This window comes from Henriciella barbarensis (assembly GCF_003576345.1).
In the GTDB taxonomy this organism is placed as follows: domain Bacteria; phylum Pseudomonadota; class Alphaproteobacteria; order Caulobacterales; family Hyphomonadaceae; genus Henriciella; species Henriciella barbarensis.
This window is the reverse complement of record NZ_QWGB01000014.1, coordinates 115,015-138,943: the sequence shown is the minus strand read 5'-3', so window position 1 is coordinate 138,943 and position 23,929 is coordinate 115,015. Positions and strand designations below refer to the sequence as shown.

The 23,929-nt window shown below is 59.4% G+C and carries 23 protein-coding genes and 1 tRNA gene; 8 read left to right on the top strand and 16 right to left on the bottom strand.

Going from position 1 to position 23,929, the window contains the following annotated elements; translation table 11 throughout:
- The first annotated feature begins 158 nt into the window (after nt 1-158).
- From D1224_RS15105 to D1224_RS15095, 3 genes are read left to right on the top strand one after another with little or no spacing between them, the layout of a single operon-like run.
- Nucleotides 159-1,181 (top strand): Kelch repeat-containing protein, encoded by a 1,023-nt coding sequence (locus tag D1224_RS15105; protein ID WP_119380765.1) that lies wholly within the window; start codon nt 159-161, stop codon nt 1,179-1,181.
- Nucleotides 1,182-1,211: 30 nt separating this feature from the next.
- The gene (locus D1224_RS15100; protein ID WP_119380764.1) at nt 1,212-1,844 is read left to right on the top strand and encodes a YitT family protein; all 633 of its coding nucleotides are present in this window, start codon (nt 1,212-1,214) and stop codon (nt 1,842-1,844) included.
- A gap of 27 nt (nt 1,845-1,871) precedes the next feature.
- Complete coding sequence (locus D1224_RS15095; protein ID WP_119380763.1) at nt 1,872-2,399, top strand: GrpB family protein; 528 nt, start codon at nt 1,872-1,874, stop codon at nt 2,397-2,399.
- A gap of 3 nt (nt 2,400-2,402) precedes the next feature.
- Here D1224_RS15095 and D1224_RS15090 read toward each other — a convergent pair whose 3' ends face one another.
- From D1224_RS15090 to ssb, 3 genes are all read right to left on the bottom strand, one after another.
- Entirely contained in the window at nt 2,403-2,999 is a 597-nt protein-coding gene (locus D1224_RS15090; RefSeq protein WP_147372414.1) for a hypothetical protein, read from the bottom strand.
- Nucleotides 3,000-3,100: 101 nt separating this feature from the next.
- Nucleotides 3,101-4,468: an amidohydrolase family protein gene (locus D1224_RS15085; protein ID WP_182482328.1), complete on the bottom strand. Its 1,368-nt coding sequence runs from the start codon at nt 4,466-4,468 to the stop codon at nt 3,101-3,103.
- 76 nt (nt 4,469-4,544) lie between these two features.
- Nucleotides 4,545-5,030: a single-stranded DNA-binding protein gene (gene ssb / locus D1224_RS15080; RefSeq protein ID WP_119380989.1), complete on the bottom strand. Its 486-nt coding sequence runs from the start codon at nt 5,028-5,030 to the stop codon at nt 4,545-4,547.
- 213 nt (nt 5,031-5,243) lie between these two features.
- On the opposite strand from ssb, the gene uvrA reads away from it, so the two are divergent.
- On the top strand, nt 5,244-8,159 hold the full coding sequence (gene uvrA, locus D1224_RS15075) for an excinuclease ABC subunit UvrA (RefSeq protein ID WP_119380988.1): 2,916 nt from the start codon (nt 5,244-5,246) through the stop codon (nt 8,157-8,159).
- A gap of 12 nt (nt 8,160-8,171) precedes the next feature.
- Here the strand turns inward: uvrA and D1224_RS15070 are convergent, their stop codons facing one another.
- From D1224_RS15070 to D1224_RS15050, 5 genes are all read right to left on the bottom strand, one after another.
- Nucleotides 8,172-9,110 (bottom strand): hypothetical protein, encoded by a 939-nt coding sequence (locus tag D1224_RS15070; RefSeq protein WP_182482327.1) that lies wholly within the window; start codon nt 9,108-9,110, stop codon nt 8,172-8,174.
- Between the two features lie 64 nt (nt 9,111-9,174).
- Complete coding sequence (locus tag D1224_RS15065; RefSeq protein ID WP_119380759.1) at nt 9,175-9,969, bottom strand: hypothetical protein; 795 nt, start codon at nt 9,967-9,969, stop codon at nt 9,175-9,177.
- A 222-nt stretch (nt 9,970-10,191) separates the two neighbouring features.
- The gene (locus D1224_RS15060; RefSeq protein WP_119380758.1) at nt 10,192-10,464 is read right to left on the bottom strand and encodes a hypothetical protein; all 273 of its coding nucleotides are present in this window, start codon (nt 10,462-10,464) and stop codon (nt 10,192-10,194) included.
- A gap of 33 nt (nt 10,465-10,497) precedes the next feature.
- The gene (locus D1224_RS15055; protein WP_119380757.1) at nt 10,498-10,806 is read right to left on the bottom strand and encodes a hypothetical protein; all 309 of its coding nucleotides are present in this window, start codon (nt 10,804-10,806) and stop codon (nt 10,498-10,500) included.
- Between the two features lie 75 nt (nt 10,807-10,881).
- Nucleotides 10,882-11,619 carry a fused DSP-PTPase phosphatase/NAD kinase-like protein gene (locus tag D1224_RS15050; RefSeq protein WP_119380756.1) on the bottom strand — a complete coding sequence of 246 codons (738 nt, stop codon included), beginning with the start codon at nt 11,617-11,619 and terminating at the stop codon, nt 10,882-10,884.
- Between the two features lie 135 nt (nt 11,620-11,754).
- Between D1224_RS15050 and D1224_RS15045 the strand changes: the two genes are divergently transcribed.
- Nucleotides 11,755-12,585 (top strand): fimbrial biogenesis chaperone, encoded by an 831-nt coding sequence (locus D1224_RS15045; RefSeq protein WP_119380755.1) that lies wholly within the window; start codon nt 11,755-11,757, stop codon nt 12,583-12,585.
- On the opposite strand, the gene D1224_RS15040 is transcribed toward D1224_RS15045, so the two are convergent.
- Complete coding sequence (locus tag D1224_RS15040) at nt 12,546-13,154, bottom strand: Maf family protein (RefSeq protein WP_119380754.1); 609 nt, start codon at nt 13,152-13,154, stop codon at nt 12,546-12,548. The two genes, D1224_RS15045 and D1224_RS15040, sit on opposite strands and share 40 nt — an antisense overlap.
- Before the next feature lie 2 nt (nt 13,155-13,156).
- On the bottom strand, nt 13,157-13,375 hold the full coding sequence (gene infA, locus D1224_RS15035; protein WP_018147535.1) for a translation initiation factor IF-1: 219 nt from the start codon (nt 13,373-13,375) through the stop codon (nt 13,157-13,159).
- Between the two features lie 188 nt (nt 13,376-13,563).
- Between infA and D1224_RS15030 the strand changes: the two genes are divergently transcribed.
- On the top strand, nt 13,564-14,607 hold the full coding sequence (locus D1224_RS15030) for an HWE histidine kinase domain-containing protein (protein ID WP_119380753.1): 1,044 nt from the start codon (nt 13,564-13,566) through the stop codon (nt 14,605-14,607).
- On the opposite strand, the gene D1224_RS15025 is transcribed toward D1224_RS15030, so the two are convergent.
- The 5 genes from D1224_RS15025 to D1224_RS16565 form a co-directional block, all read right to left on the bottom strand.
- Nucleotides 14,604-15,089 carry a UPF0262 family protein gene (locus tag D1224_RS15025; protein WP_119380752.1) on the bottom strand — a complete coding sequence of 162 codons (486 nt, stop codon included), beginning with the start codon at nt 15,087-15,089 and terminating at the stop codon, nt 14,604-14,606. The two genes, D1224_RS15030 and D1224_RS15025, sit on opposite strands and share 4 nt — an antisense overlap.
- The gene (hisD, locus tag D1224_RS15020) at nt 15,079-16,389 is read right to left on the bottom strand and encodes a histidinol dehydrogenase (protein ID WP_119380751.1); all 1,311 of its coding nucleotides are present in this window, start codon (nt 16,387-16,389) and stop codon (nt 15,079-15,081) included. The genes D1224_RS15025 and hisD overlap by 11 nt, the downstream gene beginning before the upstream one ends.
- Nucleotide 16,390: 1 nt before the next feature.
- Nucleotides 16,391-16,849, bottom strand: a complete 459-nt coding sequence (locus tag D1224_RS15015) for a DUF2948 family protein (protein ID WP_119380750.1) — start codon at nt 16,847-16,849, stop codon at nt 16,391-16,393.
- Between the two features lie 14 nt (nt 16,850-16,863).
- Nucleotides 16,864-18,147, bottom strand: a complete 1,284-nt coding sequence (gene murA / locus D1224_RS15010; RefSeq protein ID WP_119380749.1) for a UDP-N-acetylglucosamine 1-carboxyvinyltransferase — start codon at nt 18,145-18,147, stop codon at nt 16,864-16,866.
- Nucleotides 18,148-18,238: 91 nt separating this feature from the next.
- A complete protein-coding gene (locus tag D1224_RS16565) occupies nt 18,239-18,385 on the bottom strand; it encodes a hypothetical protein (protein WP_182482326.1) in 147 nt (48 codons plus the stop codon).
- Nucleotides 18,386-18,462: 77 nt separating this feature from the next.
- Here D1224_RS16565 and D1224_RS15005 point away from each other — a divergent pair.
- Nucleotides 18,463-18,537 (top strand) — tRNA-Thr (locus D1224_RS15005).
- Between the two features lie 175 nt (nt 18,538-18,712).
- Here D1224_RS15005 and D1224_RS15000 read toward each other — a convergent pair.
- Nucleotides 18,713-20,737, bottom strand: a complete 2,025-nt coding sequence (locus D1224_RS15000) for an alpha/beta hydrolase family protein (RefSeq protein ID WP_119380748.1) — start codon at nt 20,735-20,737, stop codon at nt 18,713-18,715.
- Nucleotides 20,738-21,008: 271 nt separating this feature from the next.
- Between D1224_RS15000 and D1224_RS14995 the strand changes: the two genes are divergently transcribed.
- Nucleotides 21,009-23,927 (top strand): TonB-dependent receptor plug domain-containing protein, encoded by a 2,919-nt coding sequence (locus tag D1224_RS14995; RefSeq protein WP_119380747.1) that lies wholly within the window; start codon nt 21,009-21,011, stop codon nt 23,925-23,927.
- Nucleotides 23,928-23,929: the final 2 nt, after the last annotated feature.

Genomic DNA, 23,929 nt, shown 5'->3' with positions numbered 1-23,929 from the left:
TTTCGCGCTAGGCTAGGCAGGAATCGCGATACTGCACAGGCCTCACGCCGCGTCGCTGTCCAACGGAAAGATCAAGAATTCTTCTCTTGCTGGCCTCGTCTTTGCCAATGACGACAGCCAGCCTATTGTCAGGGCGCAGGATTGAGAGGAATTCGTAGATGGCAACGACACCAACACGCCGCCAGTCTCTTCAATGGTTCGCGGCCGGTCTTGCTGCCGCATCGATTGCGCGCCCCGCCAGCAGCGAACGGCGAGCAAGATTGTCAGGCTGGCGCGATGGTCCCTCGCTGCCGTTCCCCGTGCAGGAGATCTATCCATGTCTTCATGCTGGACGCATTCACCAGGCCGGCGGCTTTATTGCAGAAGATGGCCGTATCACAGGCCCCACCAGTGCCCACCACGCACTCGACTTTGAAACCGGAGAATGGACACCGCTCGCTAACCTGCCCGTCGCCAGGCACCACCCCCAACTCGTCAGCCTGAACAACGTGCTCTACTGCATTGGTGGCTTTGAATCCGGGCCGGAGGGCGGCTGGCAAATGCAGAATACGGCCTGGCGCTATGATGCCACCGGCGATGCCTGGCGCCCTGCCCCGCCTCTGCCAGTCGTGAATGGTGAGAGTAGCGGCGGCATTATCCGCGGGAAGCTCTACCTTGCCGGGGGTCGCCAGCCTTCTGGCACCCGTAATCTCGACTGGAACGACCACACTGATGTCGGCACGCTGCTTTGTTTTGATGGCGCACGCTGGGAAGTGCTTGCGTCGATGCCGACCGCCCGCAACAGCGCCGTCGCTGGCGTTATCGATGGACGTCTTCATGTCGTGGCTGGCCGCACTGTAGATGGCGGCAACACTGCTGTTCACGAAGTCTATGATCCGGGGACCGATCGCTGGGAAACCCTCGCCCCCATGCCGCGCGCCCAGGGTGGCCTCGCCAGCGGCGTGGTTGATGGCAAGCTCTACACTTTCGGCGGCGAATGGTTCGACAATGGTGGCGGCGTATACGAAGACGCATGGGTTTACGATGCCCGGACAGATCACTGGTCGGCAATTGAGGATATGCCAAAGCCTCGCCACGGCCTGGGCGGCGTAACCGTCGGCGATGACATCTATCTTATCGGTGGTGCGCTGGAGCGTGGCGGCAGTCGAACGAGCGCGGCAGTAGAAATTTACACGCCTTGACGCGGCGTTCGCCTCGCGCAATGAGCGCCCATGTCCGATACACCTGAAACCGAAGCTGAAGCCGCCGTCGTTCCCCACAAATGGTACGAAGACGTACAGGCACTGATCCTCGGCACTTTGCTGCTGAGCTTCGGCGTGATCCTCTATAGCGAAGCCATGCTGATCACTGGCGGCGTTGCAGGCACCAGCCTCCTCGTCGAGTTCGGTACATCTCTAACTTTCGGCCCGGTTTTCTTCGTCCTCAACCTGCCCTTCTTCGCCCTTTCCATCCTTCGTATGGGATGGGGTTTCACGCTTCGCACGTTCGCGTCAGTGGCGCTTGTATCGGTCCAGACGCGTTTGCTTCCGCTCTGGGTGGATTTCAGCTTTCTGGCGCCAGCGTTCGCTGCCGTCTCTGGCGCTGCCATGATGGGGGTCGGCCTTGTCGTCCTGCTGCGCCACCGCGCCGGCATTGGCGGCGTGACAATCCTCTCCCAGTTCCTTCAGGACAGGGGCATCATTCGCGCTGGTCTATTTCAGCTCATCGTCGACCTGCTCATCCTGGTCGTCGCGCTCTTTATGCTGCCGCTGAAGCTCGTGGCGCTGTCTATCGTCGGCGCATTCGTTCTGAACCTCACCGTCGCGATCAACCACCGCCCCGGCCGCTATCGCGGGATGAGCTGAGCCTGCCTAAGTCTGGAATTCGCTCAAATGGACGAAATAGAGATCGCCGAGCACAATCCCGATTGGCCCGCGGCGTTCCAGCGCGAGCGCGAACGGATCCTTTCTGCACTTGCGGACTTCCCTATCATCGACATTGTGCATTTCGGAAGCACTGCGATCAAAGGGATGCCCGCCAAACCCATCATCGACATGCTGTTCATCGTGCCGGACCTCAATTCAGCAAAAGCGGCGTTACCCGCAAAACTGGATAGACTTGGCTACGACTATTGGGCCGACAATCCAAAGACAGACCGCCTCTTCTTCGTGCGGGGCATGCCGCCCCGAGGCGAGAAGCGAACTCATCACATACATGTCAGCGAACCCGGCAGCGACCTCCATGGTCGCTTGGCATTCGTCGACTATCTGTACACACACCCCGAAGAGGCCGAAGCCTACGCCCGTCTCAAGCGAAAGCTTGCTGAAACCTATGGCAATGACAGGGAAGCCTATACGCAGGCAAAAAGCGACTTCATCGATCGCGTCATGATGATCGCCAGACCGGACAAGCCCCAGTAGCGCCTATCGAATGCTGCCGGTTTCTTTGTCCACACGCCTGGGTCGCAAATCACTCATCTCGATATGCCATTTGCGCTCTTCGGTGGACGCACCCGGGACATCGTTCACGCGGCTAAGCAGGAGTGGGCCTTCCATCCGGTAGGCATTACCATTCTCAAGTTCGCCCGCCATGGTCACAGGTACTTCGTAATACAGCGTTCCAGCCGTGTCCTCCTGCCGGGCTTCGCCAAAGCTGATATTGATCGTACGGTATTTACTGAAAGCGACCTCAAACTCTTCGGCGTCGAGGCCGCTCGCCATACCGCTTTCGCCCCAGGACAGACGGGCCGTTTCCCAATCGCGCGCTTCAAGTGCGCTGGCCCAACGTTGCGCGATATCTGCAGGGTCTCCAGCATCAACCGGAGGCATCGACGCATCGACAGGCTGGTCACGCCGAGCCTCCGCGCTGTCATCCTCGATAGCGTTATCGACGAGCGAACTCGCATCGCTTCCCATGCGCGCTTCTTCTCGCGGAACGTCGGCCGCACCCGTACCCTGCCCATCGAGACCACAGCCAGTCACTGCCATGCAGACAAAAGGTAATAGCGCGTATTTCATCATGGCCTGAAAGCTCCAAACAGATCGGTTGGAAACGGCCCGCTCACGAAGGCGTTCCCGCCCCCTCGCATACGCCGTCGTCAGACGCGCTCGCTCATGAGGGCCTAGAAATTGGGAATAGGCGTTCCCTGCGCCTCAAGGCCTTCAAACAGGTTCGCCTGCGTCCGCTCGACATCGTGCTGTGCTGCCGCCCGGCGAAGGCCCTGAAGTCGCTCCGGCCCCAGCCATTCGCCAGCCCGCACAACGCCGGACACCGACGCGGCGCAATCAATATCGGCCAAAGGGTCGCAGCTGTAGACTGCCAGGTCAGCGGCGCAGCCCGCTTCAATACATCCATTATCATCGCTTTCACCCAGCACCACCGCAGCGTTCCAGGTGGCAGCCTGCAACGCCTGATAAGGCGTGAGCCCGGCCACCACGAGAAGACGGAGCTCGTCACCCAGCGACTGGCCCGGTGCATTGATGAAAATGCCTGCGTCGCTGCCCGCCACCAGCATCACGCCTTCCTCCGCGAGGATCTTCGTCATTCGCGCCTGAAGCGCATCTTCTTCCGCAATCGGCCTTGCATCGGCTGCCGCCCAATAGGTTTTCACGTCTGCTTCGAGCGCCTGCACGAAGGGGTTTAGCAAATTCATACCATCCCGATCGGCTGCCGCGCCGCCCGTCTCAGCCATACGAAGCAAATTATGGTGCGCCACACGCGTCGGTGTCACGGCAACACCGGCCTCCGCCAGCCGACGCGCAAGCGTCCTGGCCGCAGCCTCGTCCTTTCGCCCACGCAGGCCATGCCAGACCATCGTCTCGACATGTTCCAGCGTCTCGAAGCCATCGTCGATGATTTCACCGAACGCAATATCGAAGGGTTCGCTCTCTGGCACGCCCGGGCCGCGTACGCCCTCCGGGCTGTGGCCGGTCACAGCCATACCGAGAAGACGCGCTTCATCCAGTGCCGCTTCATAGGCGTCGCGCGAGAGGTTCGAATACACTTTCAGGCGCGTGAACCCGGCATCCGCCTGCCAGGCAACCGCGGCGCGGGCCTCGTCAGCCGTTTCGACAAGTTGGTGGTTCGGCTGCTGGTTCGCTCCGGCGCTATTGAGGATAGGCCCCGATGTCAGCAGCCGGGGCCCAAGACGCTCGCCGCGCGCGATTTCATCCTGAAGCTTCAAATGGAACGGCATGCCGGAGAGGTTCCGTACCGTCGTCACGCCATAGGAAAGATAGGCGTTGAGTTCAGCCTCATCCCAGACATGAACATGCATGTCCACGAGGCCTGGCGTTACCGTACGGCCTTCGAGGTCAATGATTTCATCTGCGGTGAAGTTCGAAGTGGCATCGCCGATGGCGGCAATCTCGCCACCGCGAACCAGCAAGAAGGCTGGCTCCTCGATCCGGGGCGCTTCACCTGAAAGGTCGATCAGCCGGGCATTGGTAAGAAGCAGCGCGCCTGTATCGCCTGGCTCTTGCTCAGCCACAGGGCTGCCGGCGCAAGCCGACAGGAGAAGCATCGCCAGCGCCAGGCCCGGCGCCCTGCCCCGGTTTGGCGTCACCCTAGAACGGAATCTCGTCTTCAAAGTCCTGATTGAAGTCCTGCGGCGGACCATCGAGCTGACGTGGACCACCACCGCCGCCGCCATAGCTGCCACCGCCCGAGCGGCCACCGCCACCGCCGCCCTGGCCGCCGCCAGCGCTGTCCAGCATGGTCAGCGTACCATCAAAGCCCTGAAGCACGACCTCGGTCGAGTAACGATCTGCGCCGCTTTGATCCTGCCATTTGCGGGTCTGCAGCTTGCCTTCGATGTAAACCTTCGAGCCTTTTTTAAGGTATTGCTGTGCGATCCGCACCAGCCCCTCGGAAAAGATGGCCACCTGGTGCCACTCGGTCTTCTCGCGGCGTTCACCTGTATTCTTGTCTTTCCAGGTCTCCGACGTCGCAATACGCAGATTACAGACCTGTCCGCCATTCTGGAACTGACGCACTTCCGGGTCTGCTCCCAGATTGCCGATGAGAATGACCTTGTTCACTGAGCCTGCCATATCGCGCTCCATTCATTTCCGGTTCGAATCCAGCTTCCGGGTGTAATACGACACTTGGCGCATGTCGCCCTCACACCCCATATTTCCACAATCGGCAGCTTAAATGGCTGCAGACGGCACAATGTTCATCTTTTGTTCTGGTCGTCAAGCTGGACTCCAGTTACACATGATACTTCAACGCAAGACGAGGCGCGGTCCCGAAAGGCTATGTCGATGACGTCACCTGATCTTCGCATGATCCGCGTGCGCGGCGCGAAAGAACACAATCTGAAGAATGTCGATGTCGACATTCCCCGCGACAAGCTTGTCGTGCTGACAGGGCTATCCGGCTCGGGCAAATCCTCGCTCGCCTTCGACACGATCTACGCTGAAGGCCAACGGCGCTATGTCGAGAGCCTGTCAGCCTATGCGCGCCAGTTCCTTGAGCTGATGCAGAAGCCCGATGTCGAGAGCATTGAAGGTCTGTCGCCTGCGATCTCGATCGAGCAGAAGACCACCTCGAAGAATCCGCGCTCGACTGTCGGTACCGTGACCGAAATCTATGACTATATGCGCCTCCTCTGGGCGCGTGTCGGTATCCCCTATTCGCCCGCCACCGGCCTTCCCATCCAGAGCCAGACGGTGTCCGAAATGGTCGACCGGACGATGGACCTGCCAGAGAAGACACGCCTCTATCTGCTCGCGCCAATGATCCGCGGCCGCAAGGGTGAGTACAGGAAAGAGTTCGCAGAGCTCCTCAAGAACGGCTTCCAGCGCGTGAAGGTCGACGGCGAATTCCACGACCTTGAAAGCCCACCGACGCTCGACAAGAAATTCAAGCACGACATCGATGTCGTCGTTGACCGCGTTGTCATCCGCGAAGGCATGGAGCAGCGGCTCGCAGAAAGCTTCGAGACCGCTCTCGGCCTCGCGAATGGCATCGCTGTTCTCGAATATGCCGACCTCGAAGAAGGCGAGACGGAAGCCAAGCGCATCACCTATTCAGCGAACTTCGCCTGCCCTGTCTCCGGCTTCACCATCCCGGAGATCGAGCCGCGCCTCTTCTCATTCAACAATCCGTTCGGCGCCTGCCCGGCTTGCGATGGCCTCGGCGAACAGTCCAAGGTCGACCCAGAACTGGTCGTCCCCGACAAGGACCTGTCGCTCGCCAAAGGCGCCATCGCGCCATGGGCCCGCGCCGCCTCTCCATACCAAACGCAGACGCTGCAGGCGCTTGCGGATCATTACGACTTTGATCTCGATACCGCCTGGAACAAGCTGAAGCAGAATGTCCGCGACGTCGTCCTGCACGGCACGGGGGATGAAGAAATCCACTTCGTCTATGATGACGGTCTGCGCCGCTATGAGGTGAAGAAGACCTTTGAAGGCGTCATCCCGAACCTCAACCGCCGCTACCGTGAGACCGACAGCCAGTGGGCGCGCGACGAGATTTCAAAATTCCAGTCCGCCGCTCCCTGCCCATCCTGTAACGGCAAGCGCCTGAAGCCCGAAGCGCTCGCGGTGAAGATTGATGGCCTCGATATTTCCGACAGCGCCGAATTCTCGATCAAGCAAGCCGGCGACTGGTTCGGCCAGGTGGTCGACACGCTAAACGACCAGCAGAAAGAGATCGCCTCGCGTATCCTGAAAGAAATCAATGACAGGCTGATCTTCCTCAACGCCGTCGGCCTCGAATACCTCTCGCTATCAAGGGCCTCCGGCACGCTGTCGGGCGGTGAAAGCCAGCGTATCCGTCTTGCGAGCCAGATCGGGTCCGGCCTGCAGGGCGTACTCTACGTCCTCGATGAGCCGAGCATCGGCCTTCACCAGCGCGACAATGAGCGCCTGCTGGAAACGCTGAAGCGTCTGCGCGACCTCGGAAACTCCGTCCTCGTGGTCGAGCATGATGAGGACGCGATCCTGACCGCTGACCATGTCATCGACATGGGTCCTCGCGCCGGCGTCCATGGCGGCCAGATCATCGCCGAAGGCACGCCCGAGGAAGTGATCTCCCACCCTGACAGCCTGACGGGCGCATTCCTGTCAGGCAAGGAAGAGATCGCGGTTCCGCCCAAGCGGCGCCTCAAGAAGAAGTCCCGCTCGCTGACTGTCAAAGGCGCGACCGGTAACAACCTCAAGAATGTCGACGCGACGATCCCGCTCGGCACGTTCACCGCCATTACCGGCGTGTCCGGCGGCGGCAAGTCGACGCTGATCATCGAGACGCTCTACAAGGCGCTCGCCCGTAAGCTGAACGGCGCCTCGCAGGCCCCATCGCCTTATGAGAGTCTCGAAGGTCTCAACCATCTCGACAAGGTCATCGACATTGACCAGTCGCCCATCGGGCGGACGCCGCGCTCCAACCCGGCGACCTATACGGGTGCCTTCGGGCCGATCCGCGACTGGTTTGCTGGCCTGCCGGAAGCCAAGGCGCGCGGCTACAAGCCGGGCCGCTTCTCGTTCAACGTTAAAGGTGGGCGCTGCGAAGCCTGTCAGGGCGACGGCGTCATCAAGATCGAGATGCACTTCCTGCCAGACGTCTATGTCACCTGCGAGACCTGCGACGGCAAGCGCTACAACCGTGAGACGCTGGAAGTCCTCTATAAGGGCAAGTCGATCGCGGACGTCCTCGACATGACGGTCGAGGAAGCGGAGAAATTCTTCCACGCCGTCCCCAGTATTCAGTCCAAGATGGAAACCCTGAGCCGGGTGGGCCTCACCTATATCAAGGTGGGGCAGCAGGCGACGACTCTGTCGGGCGGTGAAGCGCAACGTGTCAAACTCGCGAAAGAGCTGTCCAAACGCGCGACTGGCCGGACCCTCTATATCCTCGATGAGCCGACGACCGGCCTCCACTTCGAAGATGTTCGCAAGCTTCTCGAAGTGCTTCACGAGCTCGTCGATGCTGGCAATACCGTGGTAGTGATTGAGCACAATCTCGATGTCATCAAGACGGCCGATCATCTGATCGATATCGGGCCTGAAGGCGGCGATGGCGGTGGGCGCGTGGTCGCCGTCGGCACCCCTGAAGAGGTGGCAGCTATCGAGGAAAGCTGGACGGGCCGTTTCCTCGCAGAGACGTTCCGCCGTCAGGATGAGCGGCGCGCAGCCTATGCCAGACAGCTGAAATCAAAACAGGCGGCCGAATAGCGCCGCCTGTTCTCAGGCAAAGACGTCTGGGGCCTGTGCGATACCGCCGCCGCGCGGATCGGTCTTCGCGGCAAGCGATGCCGGCCCGGCCCAGACATAGGCAAGCAATCCGTTGATCGTCAGAAGCACGGCATAGATGCCGACCAAACTGGCGATGAAGCGTCCTTGAAGGACGAAGAAGATCAGCTCTGCCGGATTCGCTTCGATTTGCTCGATGCTGCCAAAATTCGCCATGAAGATAGAGAAGGTTGCTGCAGCCCCGCCCGAATAGAGCACCGTGAAAATGATCCAGAAAATGATGCCAAGAAACACATAGGCAAAGAACAGTGGTAGGAACCGGCCTCTACTTGCACCCCACGCATTCAGGAATTGAAGCCGACTGTCACGTATCGTCAGGCCAGCCGCTGGCGCCAGGCGAACTGTACAGTACAGCCATCCAAATGCTGCAAGCAGGAAGACGATGGGAAAGCTGAAACCAAGCGCGAAGTTCTCACCCCCGCCAAGACCCATGATCACTGCACCGAGAATGGCCGCAATGATTGCGCTGGCGAGATAGCCGACAATGTTGAACAACAACCACATGAACGCCACGAGCAGGAGCCGGAATTCATCGGCACCAATGCCGATGCTGAACCCCTCTTCACGGACATAGCGCCGCTGGATCGCCGCTTCGAACATCGACCAGACCAGCGCCGTCAAAAGCAGCAGTCCGATATATGAGAAGACGATCCGGCCGGCCATGCCGGAAATTTCGCGCGTCATCACGACTTCAATGTCGTCACCCGACATCGCCTCCTGAGCGACCTGAAGCAGGACATTGGTGAAAAGACCAATCAATGGCTGGAACAGGACATAGGCCAGCCCGCCCATGAGGAGCACGGCAAGCAGGTAAGCTAGCGCATACTTCCAGATAAAACCGCCAGGCCCGCGCGCCTGGGCAAAATGCAGCATGGCATTTGCGAAACTGAACCTGTGCTCCACCATGCCCTCCCCGGACGTGATACAGCTTCAGCACTCAGCCGAAAGTCGTCTCGGCGTCAACTCGGGTTGGCGCGAGCCGCTGATAAAGCGCGACAGCGAGACCATGCCCGAGCCAGTAGAACGGTGCGAGGATGAGAAAGGCAAGCGCTGCAAGTCCGGCGAACTCCAGATCGCCGAGCGCTTCAGCGGAGGCGGCAGGCGGCGCATAAACGCTGATCACCGTCATGATCCCGCCAGCATGAAGCACGAGTGATGCAATCAGGGACAGGATCAGCCATGGCACGAGTTGCAGGCCTACCCAGACAAGGGCGAGCCTGGACACGTGCCGCGCTGTCCACGGCCAGCTGCGAAAAATAGTGACATGACGCTCCGCGATCGTCGCGGCGCCAAACAGGAACAGCCGAAGCCCCAGCCAGATCAGTGCCGCTGCCGAGGCAACCAGCAGCAGGTAGAGAATGATCGCCGCTCCGGATCCTGAAAGCGCATCAATCGACCGCCACACTTCGTCAGCGGCCTGACCGCTCGCAGACGGGTCATATCCGGACGCGTCGATCAGCACGCCTGCAAAGATCGAGAAGAACAGTGTCATCAGGAAAATCAGGATGAAATAGAGGCCGTATACGGCAAGGTTCGCGAGAAACAGCCGGCACGCATCCCCAAGAATACCAGTCGTGCCCGCCTCTGGAAGAAGTTGACGATACATGGTCGCCGACCAGAAGCTGCCGACAAAGATTACGAGCAGCCCCATTGCGAACCAGTAGAACACTGGCTCACCGCCTTCGCTTGCCAAGCGGTTCACATAGCTTTGCGCGAAGACGGCCGAAGCCATGAGCAACAGTCCTGGCAGCGTCGGTAGCGCCACCTCGCGCGCATGGCGAAAAGCGTCTCTCGAAATGGAGGCGGTGTGTAAGGCCAAGGCCGCTACCCTGCTTGCGAGAATACTGAGATCACGCCACTAGGCTAAGCATGCAGGCCGGGGGAAAGTCGACAGAAAATGGCCGTGGCAGGACATCGTGTCCCACCACGCCATCAAATCCAGACCTGGCGTCGACTAGCTATCGCTTCGCGCGTCCGGCAGGCGGTCATTGATATCGTCGCGGATATCGAGAACGGCGACGATCAGGCCGCAGACCACGCTCGCAATAATCCAGCCTGCAATGGTGAACCCTGCGATCTCGGCGACGCGCGCCATATCACCCGTCAGGCCATACTCAGCCGCGAACAGGCCGTCCTGATAGATACCCAGCAGCACGCCGCATACGATGATCGCCAGATAGGCAACATAAACCATTGCCCGAAAACTGTTGATAATAAAGAATTTCACGTCACACCCCCAAAAGATTCCATGGCCTTTGGATTATTCCTGGCCAAATGCGCAGCGCGGTGCTGCCTCGAAGATGAAAGCGAAGATCTGTTCCTGCTCCCTCGCAGAATTTCCCGGTATTGAGATCTCCTCCTCGCCGCCATTCCTGGCGATGTCGGCAAACTTGGCAAAAAGCTCATCATCGAGCGTTTCTTCAGCCGCATCGGTCAGGCACTCGCATTCTGCTGCTTCCATGCCGACTTCCGTCTCGCAGAACTTCATGATGGCCCTACGGTCACCTGAACTTCCGTCGCAGGCTGCCAGTATGAAGCCGGCGAGCAGGACTGAGACTGGAAATTTCATTTTCACTTCCTTCTTAGGCTTCCTAGGCAAGAGGATTCTGACGAACCCGGTAGAGATTCCAGGGAAAAACCGATCTTATTCCCGACGGAGAATACGGTCGAAGCTTATCCGGCCTCGCCGCTTCCGAAGGAAATCAGCCTTCACTGCATCACGATCATAGTCTTCCTTAACCCACGCCATAAAGTCTTTTCCCGTCTCGCGCGAGCTGTCCAGATAGGCTTCGAAGAACGCGTCCAGCATCCCGGTCTTTCCGGATTTGACGTGCAGATAGCGACCAGAGAGCTGTTTGAGCGCCTTTTCCACCGGCATGTCCTGCCGGAATATCATGTAGAAGGCACTCATCAGACCGGCTCGGTCCGCGCCGGACTTGCAGTGCATCAGCGCCGGATACTCGATCGTTTCGAACAGATCGCGCGCCGCCTCGATGCGCTCCACCGTCGGCGTGTCGCGTGAGAAGACCTGAAAATCCACCAGCTTTATGCCGACCGCTTCGCAGGCTTCCTTCTCCAGGAGATAATACCCCTTGGTGCTCTCACCGCGCAGATTGATGATTGTCCTGATGCCTCGTGCGCGCGCATGCTCTGCCACCTGCCGCGGGTTTGGCTGGTTGGAGCGCCACATTTCGGGGCTGATCTGGTGCAGGTTCTGAAAGCCTTCCCGCAGAAAGCCATGGTCGCTTAGCACCATCTCTAGCTGAGCACGGCGCCGCCCCTCTGCCGTCGCCAGGTCCGCCGCGATATGTGGCGGCTTCTTGCGCTTCTTCTTTTTCTTCGGCGCGGCTTTGCGCTCAGGCTCTTGATCAGGCTGGGTCATCGCTGTTTTGGCTAACCAAGCCCGGCGTCTGGCGCAAGCTTGGCACGCACGACGCGCCTCTAAACCCCCCGGTAACCGCCCGCCCATAGGTTTGCCCCAGCGCATGCCTACGCGCTGGACCAGCTGGGACAGGACATGAAGCTCACCCGCTCAATTCGTGCAGGCCTCCTCCTGATCGCCTGTCTGGCCGGGACGACAATCCCTGCTCATGGCAGGCAGATCTCTCTGGAGCCGACATCGCTGGAGCTGAGCGCCGCCCCCGGTTCTCGAGAGCGCGCGATGTTCACCCTGCGCAACGATAGTGCGGCCGACACTATGGAACTCACGATCGGTCTCGCCGACTGGGCCATAGACACAGACGGCGGGCTGGACCTCATTCCGCCCGGAAATGCTTCGGACACTATGGTAGATTGGGTCCGCTTCAGCCCAGCCTACGTCTCCCTCGCGCCCGGTGAAGCGCGCGACGTTCTAGTGGATATAAACATCCCCGACACGGTGAGCCCAGCCGCCTCAAACAGGACCGCGCTGCTTGCCTCAACCATCACGCCGGTAAACACCTCAGACGGCCGCACTCTTCTGCAAAAGACTGAAGTGACGGGTCTGGTTTATCTGTCGGGTCCCGCAGCCGATAGCCTGCCCGTCTTAGACAACATCAGCCGGATAAGGCTGCCGGACGGGTCTGACGCGCTACGCCTTGATGTTTCGAATGGTGGAACCGCCCACGCCCGCCTTCAGGGCTCAATCGAGATCGACGCGATTGACGAGAGAATGTCCCTGCCCCTCGCAAGTCTCATCGTGCTGCCGGAAAGCCGCCGGAATTTCCAGATACCGCTGGGCCGAACCGTACCCGCAAATGCGACGGTGTCGGCCAGCCTGACCAACACCCATGTTCCGCAGCATGAAAGCGGGCGGGCGGACCTTGGGCGCTATTCCGCGCCGCTCGGAGAGGTTGCGCCGCTTCGATAGCCGAGCCCCGTTAGCATGGAAACAGCCTCATAGAGCGGCAGGCCAACGATAGCTGTGTAGGATCCGTTGATCCGGCGCACGAAAGGCGCCGCCTGCCCCTGTATCGCATAGCCGCCGGCCTTGCCGACTCCGTCCCCCGCATGGGCATAGTGCTCGATCTCACTGTTGGTGAGCCGCTTGAACAGGGCCCGGGAGCGGACAGTCCGCACCGAATTACGTCCATCCGGCGCGCAAACCGCCAGACCGGAAAGCACCTGATGCGCGCGACCAGATAGCAGTTTCAGGCAATCGCTGACGTCTGTCGCATCACCTGCCTTGGGAAGGATCCGACGGCCCATCGCGACCACCGTGTCACCCGCCAGGGTAAAGCTACCAGCTTTGTGAACGTGCAACGCCTTTTCGCGCGCGAGGCGTTCGGCCAGCGCAGCGGGCGTCTCATCTTTTAGCGGGGTTTCATCAATATCGGCGGGCCGGACCTCGTCTGGCACAATTCCGGCCTGCGCCAGCAAGTCTAGCCGCCTTGGACTCGCGCTCGCCAGGATCAGGGGCGCGCGCGTCGCAGGCGTCATCACTATTTGAAGCGATAGGTGATCCGGCCCTTGGTCAGATCATAAGGCGTCATTTCAACGAGGACCTTGTCGCCCGTCAGGATCCGGATGCGGTTCTTGCGCATCTTGCCAGCCGTATAGCCGATGATTTCGTGATCATTCTCTAGCTTCACACGGAAAGTCGCGTTCGGCAGCAACTCCATGATCGTTCCGTTGAACTCAATCAGTTCTTCTTTTGACATTGGCACTCCTTGTTCAGCCGCAGCGACTGTCAACCATCCCTGCGGGCCAGATATGGCGCGGTTCGTAACTTTCGTCACCTGTAAGGGCAAGCCGTAAAAGACAACGCGGCGAAACCGGCGCCTTGCGCCTGGTAACGGCTTGGAGAGGAATTTGGTGTCAGATCAGGGAAATTCAATTCCTGGTGTGAATGATGCCGCATCGTCTTGCGACCCATAATGCCTTGCCAGCTGGCTCGGCCCTCTTGAATTTCCGCCATCTCGTTGACGGCATGCTGACCCCATACATGATCATGGATCGCAGCCTTACGATCATATACGCGAACCAGGCCTATCTCGACTCGGTTGAGCGCAAGCTGGCTGACATCGTCGGCAAGAATATCTTCCACGCCTTCCCCGAGACGGATGACCGGACCGCGCCAGTCCGCGAGAAATTTATCCGGACACTGAACGGTGAGACGACGCGGCTGGACCGGACCCATTACCATTTCCGTCATGCCGACGGGACGGTCAGCACAAAGTGCTGGCAATGTGTACAGACGCCCTATTACGGCATTGACGGTAAAGTCGCCTATATCGTCCAGCAAGCCGAAGACATTACCGAATCCGAGAAGCTGCAGCAGAGAAACGAGATCATCCAGCAGGAACTCGACCACCGGGTAAAGAACATCTTTTCGGTGGTACAGGCCGTTGCGATGCTGTCAGGCAACCAGGCTGAAAGTATTGAGGAATTCCGCAATCAGTTCGCTTCACGTCTTGTTGCCATGGGGCGCACCCATGACCAGCTTCGCGACAGTGAATGGGACGGCCTTGGCCTTCACGCCATCTTGAGGGATGGGCTGGATCAATTCTGCGGCCGTAATTGCGACCGCGTCACCATTTGCGGGCCTGATTTGCAGCTCGGCCCACGCGGCGCACAGCATGCGTCGCTTCTGGTGCATGAGATGGCAACCAACGCCGCGAAGTATGGCTGCTTCTCCATACCGGACGGCAAGCTACATATTGAAACAGCCCGAGGCGACGACGCCCACTGTTTCAAAGTGCGCTGGAAGGAAAGCGGCCTTTCTGGCGTATCGCCTCCGGAGACAACAGGCTTCGGCTCTCAACTGTTCAGCTTCATGCCGAATGTGAACTTTGAGCGTGTGTTTGAAGAAGACGGCCTTCGGCTGGAGCTGACAGCACGGCTCCTTCACCCTCTGAAACAGCCTGAAGAAATCGAATTCCCGAAGCCCTAGGTCGGCGCCCGCGTCTGTCCGGCATGCAGCGCGCAAATCAGCGTGAACAGCCGCCGCGATGTATCGAAATCGACGTCGATCTTGTTCTCCAGACGCTCGGCCAGCAGCGAAGAACCCTCATTGTGGATCCCCCGGCGCGCCATATCGATGGCCTCGATCTGGTGAGGAGACTGCGTCTTGATCGCCGAATAATAGTTCTCGCAGATCATGAAATAGTCGCGAATGATCCCACGGAACGGCGACACTGACAGGATAAACATGTGGACCTTGGTCTGGTCCTCCAGCCGGATATCGAAGACCAGCTTGCGTTCCATCATGGAGAGATGAAGCACATAGGGCCCGCGCTCATCGTCTCTTACACCGAACGAGTTTTCCTCGATCAGGTCAAAGATGGCCACCCGCCGCTCATGCTCAGCATCAGGGCCGCTCGATGACAGCGTCTCTTCATCAATCTCGACGGCAACAAGGCGCTTATCTGCCATCGCTCCCACCGCTATTGGTCCGAATGGAGACAGAGCGCGCATGCGCCGGGAGGCCCTCGGCCTCTGCAAGGCGTAGTACAGACGGCGCCAGGGCGGCAAACCCGTCAGGGCCTGCCCGCTGGACACTCATCCGTTTCATGAAATCAGTAAGACCAAGGCCAGAACTGAAGCGCGCCGCCCGGCTGGTCGGCAGGACGTGGTTCGATCCGGTGACATAGTCGCCGAGCGCTTCTGGCGTGTGGTGGCCGAGGAAGACCGCACCTGCATGCCGGATCTGGGGAAGCAGGATGTCCGGATCATCAATCGCGAGCTCCAGATGCTCGGCCGCGATCTCGTTCGCAATGTCTGCCGCCTGGTCCAGATCCTTCGCCAGGATGATCGCGCCATGCGTTTCCCACGACGTGCGCGCACGCACTTCTGTGGAGAGAGATTTCAACTGCTTTTCCACAGCTTCTTCCACAGACTTACCCACAGGCTTTTCCACAGTGATCAGGATCGACTGCGATGACGTGTCGTGCTCGCACTGGCTAAGCAGGTCAGCGGCAATCCAGTCAGGGTTCGCACTCTCATCTGCGATGACCAGAATCTCTGACGGGCCGGCAATCGTATCGATGCCGACACGTCCGAACACCTGCCGCTTGGCTTCGGCAACATAGGCATTGCCCGGTCCGACAATCTTGTCGACCGGCGTGAGATGGCCCGCACCGAAGGTCAGCGCGGCAACAGCCTGCGCACCGCCGATCGGATAGTATTCATCGACCCCAGCCTTCAACGCGGCATAGGCGACAGCATTGGAAAGCTGTCCACCTGGCGCGGGCGCGGTCATCACGATGCGCTTCACCCCTGCCAACTTTGCCGGCACCGCATTCATCAGCACAGAGCTTGGATAGGAGGCGAGGCCACCCGGCACATACACGCCAACGCTGTCTAGCGGCGTCCAGCGCCAGCCTAGCTCTATCCCCTCTGCGTCCTTGAAGAAATTGTCCGAAGGCCGCTGGCGCTCATGATATGCCGTGATCCGCTCGGCGGCATAATCGATGGCCTCGCGGAGGTCCGCCGGACATCCGGCGGCCAGCGCGTGAAGGTCAACATTGTCCGACTGCAGCGTGACTGGGTCTAGCGTTAGCCGGTCAAACTTCGCGGTATAACGGGCCACGGCTTCGCCGCCTTTTGCGCGCACGTCTGCCAGCACATCGGTCACGGTCTGCGCAACGTCCTCGACCTCTCCGCGCGGCTCAGCGAGGAAGGCTGCGAGCTCGTCTGCGAAATTGCCTTTCGTGCCGTCCAGCCACCTGGCCATACTAGCGTCTCCTGCGGTCGTGTTGCGGCGTGTGCCGCGTTGTCCATTCATAGTCGCTGTCGAGCAGCGTCACATCGAGCACTTCGACCGCCAGCTCAACCTCGCCATCGCCAGCAAAGTGCAGCCGCACAATACCACCCGGCGGATCTTGATCTGGTTCGAATTCAACCGCGAGCAAAGAATAGACCATGTCAGGGTCGGAACGCGTCACACCGCGGGTCTTCACTGACAGGACGCCGTCGATCGCCAGCAGCGAACGCACGCGCGTTTTAGGTGCCCGTTTCCCTTTCTTTGCCGCGTCTTCCCAGCGAAAGCGATTTACCTCCAGGGCGAAGCGCCGCTGGCTGCGCTCAAACCGGATATTCTCCGCCTTGATGACGCAATCCTGCACAGCGGCCGAAATGATTTTCAGGTCTTCGCTGTCTTCAGCGATCAGGCGCAGCGGTGTATTGGTTGCCATGGCGTCTTCGGCCCCTAGCCTTCATCTTCTTCGCTCGTCCGGCGGATATTCGCCCCGACAGCGCTCAGCTTCTCTTCCAGCCGCTCAAACCCACGGTCGAGGTGGTAAATACGGCTAACGGTCGTCTCACCTTGGGCAGCAAGGCCGGCAATGACAAGAGAGACAGAGGCGCGCAGATCGGTCGCCATGACAGGTGCGCCTTTCAGCTTCTCAACGCCAGTCACAATTGCCTCTGATCCGCGCACAGCGATATTGGCGCCCAGACGTGACAGTTCAGGTGCGTGCATGAACCGGTTCTCGAAGATGTTCTCGCGAATGACCGACGTACCCCGCGCAACTGACATGAGCGCCATGAACTGGGCCTGCAGGTCCGTGGGAAAACCCGGATGCGGCGCGGTATCGACATTTACTGGTGCCAGCGGCTGGCCAGTGGTCTCGATCTCGATCGTGCCGGCATCCTTGTCCGCCTCGACCTTCACACCCGCATTGCGCAGGGCATGGTTGATCGCGCTCAGCGCACCAACAGGCGCATTGGTCAGCGTGACATGTCCGCCAGCGGCCGCAACGGCCATGGCATAGGTGCCCGCCTCGATACGGTCCGACATGACCTTGTGGTTCGTCCCGTGCAACTCGTCGACGCCCTGGATGGTGATCGTCGAGGAGCCAGCGCCCTCTATTTTCGCCCCCATGGAGATCAGACAGTCTGCAAGGTCAGCGATTTCAGGCTCGCGCGCGGCATTCTCCAGCACCGTCTCCCCCTTGGCCAGCGTCGCCGCCAGCATGGCGTGCTCAGTTGCACCGACGGAGACAAATGGAAAGACAATCTGCGCGCCTTTCAGGCCGTGTATCGCGGCAGCCTTCACATAGCCCTGCTCGACCAGGAGGTCGGCGCCCATCGCCTCGAAGGCCTGCAGGTGCAGGTCGACAGGACGCGCGCCAATTGCACATCCTCCCGGCAACGACACGGTGGCATGCCCATAGCGCGCCAGCATCGGCCCAAGCACGTTGAAGCTCGCGCGCATCTTGCGCACCTGTTCGTACGGCGCGATCGTCGATGTCAGCTTTTCGGCATTCAGCCGGCACTCCGAATCGCCCTTCGGCCAATAGACTTCCACGCCCAGCGTCTGCAGCAATTGCGACAGGAAGCGCGTATCTGCCAGATTCGGCATATTGGTGAGCGTCACCGGCTCCGCCGTCAGCAGGCACGCCGCCATCAGCTTCAGCGCAGAGTTCTTCGCGCCCGAAATCGGTATTTCGCCGGAAAGCGGTTGTCCGCCAATGATTTTAAGACTGTCCATGCGCTGGACTTATAAGGCGGTTCTAGGCGCCGGAAAGGCGCGAATGAGCAGATTTCTGTACACAGCGCAGCCGCACGTCCTCACGCAACCCTCACCTGCCGTCCTCATCCCCGCCCGTGTCGACAGATCTCTCACTATCCTTCGCCTTGCGCGCCGCCTGCTTGCGTCTCTTCAGATTGTCCCTCAAAGCCGCCTTGAGACGGGCATCACGCTCGGCTGCGGTTTCCTTTGCTGCCATTTCTTCAGCTCCATGTCTGAAACGGTCTTTTCTTCACTGCCAGCTTAAGCTAAGGCCACCGCTCGCAAGCATCAATTGCCGCGGTAGCTCAGTGGTAGAGCGCGTCATTGGTAATGACGAGGTCGACAGTTCAATTCTGTCTCGCGGCACCATCCTCCCCCATTCCACCAGATATTGAAACACCCTGCCCCGACGGGCGGAGGCGGCTAAGCCATGCGCGCGACCGGGATTTGATTAGTCCCATCACGCGCCGCTCCCCCTCCTTCGCGGAGTAAAAAAGGGCCGCACCATATGGCGCGGCCCTTTCCTGTCATTCTGGCGTCAGCCTTAGCCGAAGCAGTTGTCGCTCTTCAGCCAGTCATCGATCGCCTTCAGCGACTGACGGTGGTGGTCAGGCCACCAAGGCAAGCTGTGTGGCATATCCTTGATCTCGACGAACTTGGCATTCACGCGACCTTTAACCGCGTTGTAGAAGCCGCGTCCTTCCTCGATCGGCACGCGCACGTCGCGGTCACCGTGATAGACGAGGATCGGGATGTTCGCCTTTGCAGTGTTCTTGCTCGGGTCCATCCCGGCAAGTGTATTGCCTTGCAGGGCTCGCTGGACGCGGTTGGAGCTCCATAGGCGATTGAACAGCGAAAGGTTCGACACGCCAGCACCAGAGATCGCACACTGATACGGGCTGTTCTCGCGGACAGTCGCTGCGAAGGCTGCGAAGCCACCATAGGAATAACCGAAGATCGCCAGCTTGTCCGGGTCGGCAATGCCCTGATCCACCAGGTATTGCGCGCCGTCATCCTTGTCGTCCTGCATCGCCTGGCCCCACTCCTTGTCGCCAGCAAACCACAGCTCACGGCCGAAGCCGGTCGAGCCGCGATACTGAGGCTGGAGCACGGCATAGCCGCGCGAGGTCAGGAAAGGCACCCAGCCGGAAATGTCCCAGCCCGCATAATCGCGTGCCCAAGGACCGCCATGCGGCAGGATGATCGTCGGGATGCGGCCATCGGTGTCCTTGTTGTAGCTGTCTGGCAAGGACAGAAGGCCAGGAATGCTGAGGCCATCGCGCGCCGGATAGTAGATCAGCTCGGTCGTGCCGATGTCTGATTCGTCGATCCATGGACGGCTATCGCCAATCATCACCACCTTGTTCTTGTTAAGCAGCATATAATATGCTGGCGGCTGGTCGGAAGCTTCTGTCGAGAACAGGATGCGATTTCCGTCTTTTGCACCATCAATGATCTCAATCATCTGGCCAGGGAAAGCCTGCTCCAGACCTTCCTGGATAGAGCGACGCTCCGGATCGAGCCAGTAGGTCTCGATGGTTGCCGCTGCATAGCGGAAGCCGAGCGGCTCATTCCAGTTTTCCTTGTCCGTGCCGAGCACGACGCCCGTCGCCGAGAAGTCCGGGTGCGCAAAGACCGGCTCATTGCTGAACTGGTTGGTCTTCGGATCATAGAAATAGACCGCCGCCTTATCCGAGAATTTATCGGTGATCATGTAGTAGCGGCCCGACGCTTCGTCATAGCCAGCCACATCCATCTGGTAGCGATTTGAAATGAGGTAATCGAGCGGCTCTTCGCGCTCCATCGCACCCGTTTCTTCGTTGAGCATGTAGGTCTCAACGCGCTGGTCGCCCCCACCCGCAGGCTCAAGGCCCTGACGGACAAGGATGCGGCCATTGCGCGGATCGGTGAAGCTGATGTCCTGACGGCCGGAGCCATTATAAAGGAACGTCTTGCTATTGGTGCGCATGTTGACGCGATAATACTCGGTCTCACCGCTCGCGATGTTGTTATAGGTGACGATCACATTGTCTTCTTCCAGCGGAAGCGTGTTCGAGATGCCGGTCGTATTGTTGATGTCGCGGCATTGCTCCAGCTGCTTGTCGCGAAGCCGCTCGGTCCCGAGACCGGCGATGCCCTCGTCAAGATCGTCAAGGTCCTTGGACCCGACATAGAATTTCGTCACGAAGGTCTTCGTGGCGCCAAAGCCACCGCCTTCGGTACAGAAGGTCTGACCCGTCCAGGCCTGACGGCCCACAACGAACACCTTATCGCCCGGCAACGCCTGGATGGCTGCGAAGCGCATCTTGTTATTCGGCGGCGTGATGCGCGTTGGCACCAATGGCTTCGAGGTGTCGATCGTATCTGGCAGCTCCCAGCTGGCCAGTGACAAAGTTTCATTGTCATCGCCCGGGGTCGCAATGAGACCGACCATATAGGTGCCATCATCCGACATCGACAGGCTGCTGATATTTGGCTCTTTGGCAAAGGACTCAATCGAGACCGGGTCCGCCTGAGCTCCGAATGCCAGCCCAGCAAGGCCGGCCGCCGCAATAATTTGCCGCTTCATAGATGCTCCCTTCCATCACGCATGAATTAGGACAGTTGCCGAATGTACGGCGTTGGTCAACTTCGCCTTGCAGGCGCATAATTGTCCCTCCAAACGCGAATTAGGGGCAGGACATGCCCGTTCCCGTTACCGAAATGTCACACAATCTCCCAACGTCCGAAATCCGTGCAACTAGGGTTTGCGGAATTGTAATGATGGGTGCATTCGTTTGACCATCCCGGCACTCAGGGCGGGACTCAGGGAATTTATTCCGATTTTTGAAGGGGTATCCATGTCGATTAAAAACGATCTGAGGTATCTTGCGCTTGGCTCTGTAGCCTACAGCGTTTTCGCCTTTACCGGCGTTGCATATGCGCAAGAAACCGAAACTGACGAACCGGTCATCACGACCGAAACTCAGGACAACGAAGACGAAGCAGAATCGCGTCAGGAACGCGTTGTTGTCACCGGCTCGCTTCTGCGCCGTGACGAGTACAGCTCTTCTTCTCCGATCCAGGTGATCACCGCTGAAACCGCAACGGCTGAAGGTCTCATCGACGCGACCGATATCATCCAGTCGCAGTCGGTTGCTTCCGGTTCGACCCAGATCAACGGTAACTTCGGTGGCTTCGTTGTCGAAGGCGGTACCGGCGTTAACACGATTTCGCTGCGCGGCCTCGGCGCACAGCGTACGCTGGTTATCTTCAACGGCCGTCGTCTCGGCCCATCCGGTGTTCAGGGCCAGGTTGGCGCGGTTGACCTCAACGTCATCCCGACTTCCGCTGTCCAGCGCGTTGAAATCCTGAAGGACGGCGCTTCGTCCATCTACGGTTCCGACGCTGTTGCCGGTGTGGTCAACGTCATCACCCGTCGTTCGATCGACGCGCCAGAGATCAACGTCTCTTTCAACGTTCCTTACGAGGGCGGTGGTGAGCAGTGGTCTGTCGACGGTGCCTACGGCTTCAACTTCGATCGCGGTAACGCAGTTATCTCTGCTTCCTACCAGAAGCTTGAGCAGCTTTCGTTCCGTGACCGCGACTATTTCGACTGCCCGCAAGAGTATGTCTACGACAAGCAGGGTGGCAACCGCGTCGACACGATCGACCCGAACACCGGCCGTCCGATCTGTCTTCTGTCCATCACGGACGCGATCGACATCAACGCAGGCCCACGTCTCATCTATGACGAAGCGATCGGCGATTTCCGCCCGTCCGCTTTCGAAGAGCGTGAGTACTACAACGAGAAGTACCGCGACACAGCTGTGATTCCGGAAACGGAACGTGCCAGCATCTTTGCAACCGCCGACTACAATTTCGGCTGGGCAGAGTTCTTCGGCGACGCGCTCTACACCAACCGTAAGACTGAGCAGGAATACTTCCGTCAGTTCTTCCCATGGTCCTCGCCAGCTGACCCGCAGAACCCGTACGGCAACTTTGCGCGTCCGATCACGATCGCTCCGTTCAGCACCGGCGTAGACGTAGACTACTACTCCGTGACCGCTGGTCTTCGCGGCGACTTCGGCAACATGCTTCAGGACTGGACGTGGGAAACCTCGGCTGTCTACTCGAAGTCCGAAGGCGACTACACCCGTGAAACCTTCCCGCTCAACCGCGTCGTTGACCCGGTCCGCGGCGGTGGTGCGACCAATGTTGGCACGCCTGGCAACTATCAGTGTTTCTACATTGAAGATCAGGACTTCGCGAACAACGGCCTGAACGGCACTTATGTGCCTTGCCCTGTCACCTACGACTACTTCTCCCGTGATTTCGTCGAAGGTAACATTGCACCAGACGTTCTGGACTTCCTCATTCAGGACGATAGCGGTTCGACCTCCTATGAGCAGCTGACGCTTTCCGGCCTCGTGACCGGTTCGCTCTTCACGCTGCCAGCTGGTGATGTCGGCGTGGCTCTCGGTGTTGAGTATCGTGACTACGAACTCGACGACCAGCCAGGCTTCTACTCGCGCAACAACATGCAGTGGGGTCTCTCCTCTGCAGGTGTGACCGCTGGTAGCGACAACGTCATCGAAGCTTTCGGCGAAGTCGAAATCCCGATCCTCGCAGGCATGCCGTTTGCGGAAGAGCTCACGCTCAACCTCTCCGGCCGTGTATTCGAGTATGACTCCTACGGCTCTGACTCGGTCTACAAGGCTGGTCTGAACTATCAGATCACCCCGTCGGTCCGCGTCCGCGGTACCTATGGCACGTCGTACCGTACCCCGGCCCTCTACGAGCTCTTCCTGGGCAACCAGACCTCGTTCCTCGGCCAGGCTTCGATCGACCCGTGTGACTTCTCCGATCCGGCAAACCCACCAGCCAACCCGAACATCCGTCAGAACTGTCTGACGCAGGTTCCGGCTGACTATGATCCGTTCGGCTCGTCCGCTCTGATCACCACGGGCGGCGGCGCAGGCATCCTCGATGCTGAAACCTCCGAAGCCATCACGGTCGGTGCGATCTACACGCCAACCTTCGCGAACCTGTCGGTCGCCGTCGACTACTTCGAAATCGAAGTGAACGACCAGATCGCTCAGCTCGGTGCCGGTTCGATTGTTTCGGGTTGCTATGCATCCGACTCGTTCCCGAACGACGCACTCTGCCAGCTGTTCAACCGTGACCTTGATCCTGCAAGCCCAACCTACCTGCAGATCACGGACGTCAACGACAGCTACGTGAACATCAACAGCCAGACCAACCGCGGTCTCGACCTCACCGCTCGCTACGAGCACGAGTTCGACCTCGGTGACCTTATCGTCGACCTCCAGGGTACCTGGACGTTCGAAGATAATGTCGAGCTGTTCGGTGGCATCGACTCCGACGTCGACGAGAACAACGGCACGATTGGTGATCCGGACTTCACGGCCAACAGCCGTATCCAGTTCGTCACCGGCGACGTGACCCTCAACTGGTTCACCGACTTCGTCAGCCGTACATCGAACGACGAGATCTTCGGTGGTTCGCTGTTCCCATACCGTGACGGTCAGGTTCGTTACTACAAGCAGTACACCGAGCCTTACTTCCTGCACTCGGTGTCGGCTCAGTACCGTGCTGACGACTGGCGCGTGACCTTCGGTGTGACGAACGTCTTCGACGAAGCTCCACCGATCGTTTCGACCGGTGCTGCAACCCGCCGCGGCTCTGTGGCCCTGGTTGGTACGCAGTACGACTATCGCGGCCGCAGCGTCTTCGCTCGCCTGCAGAAGTCGTTCTAAGC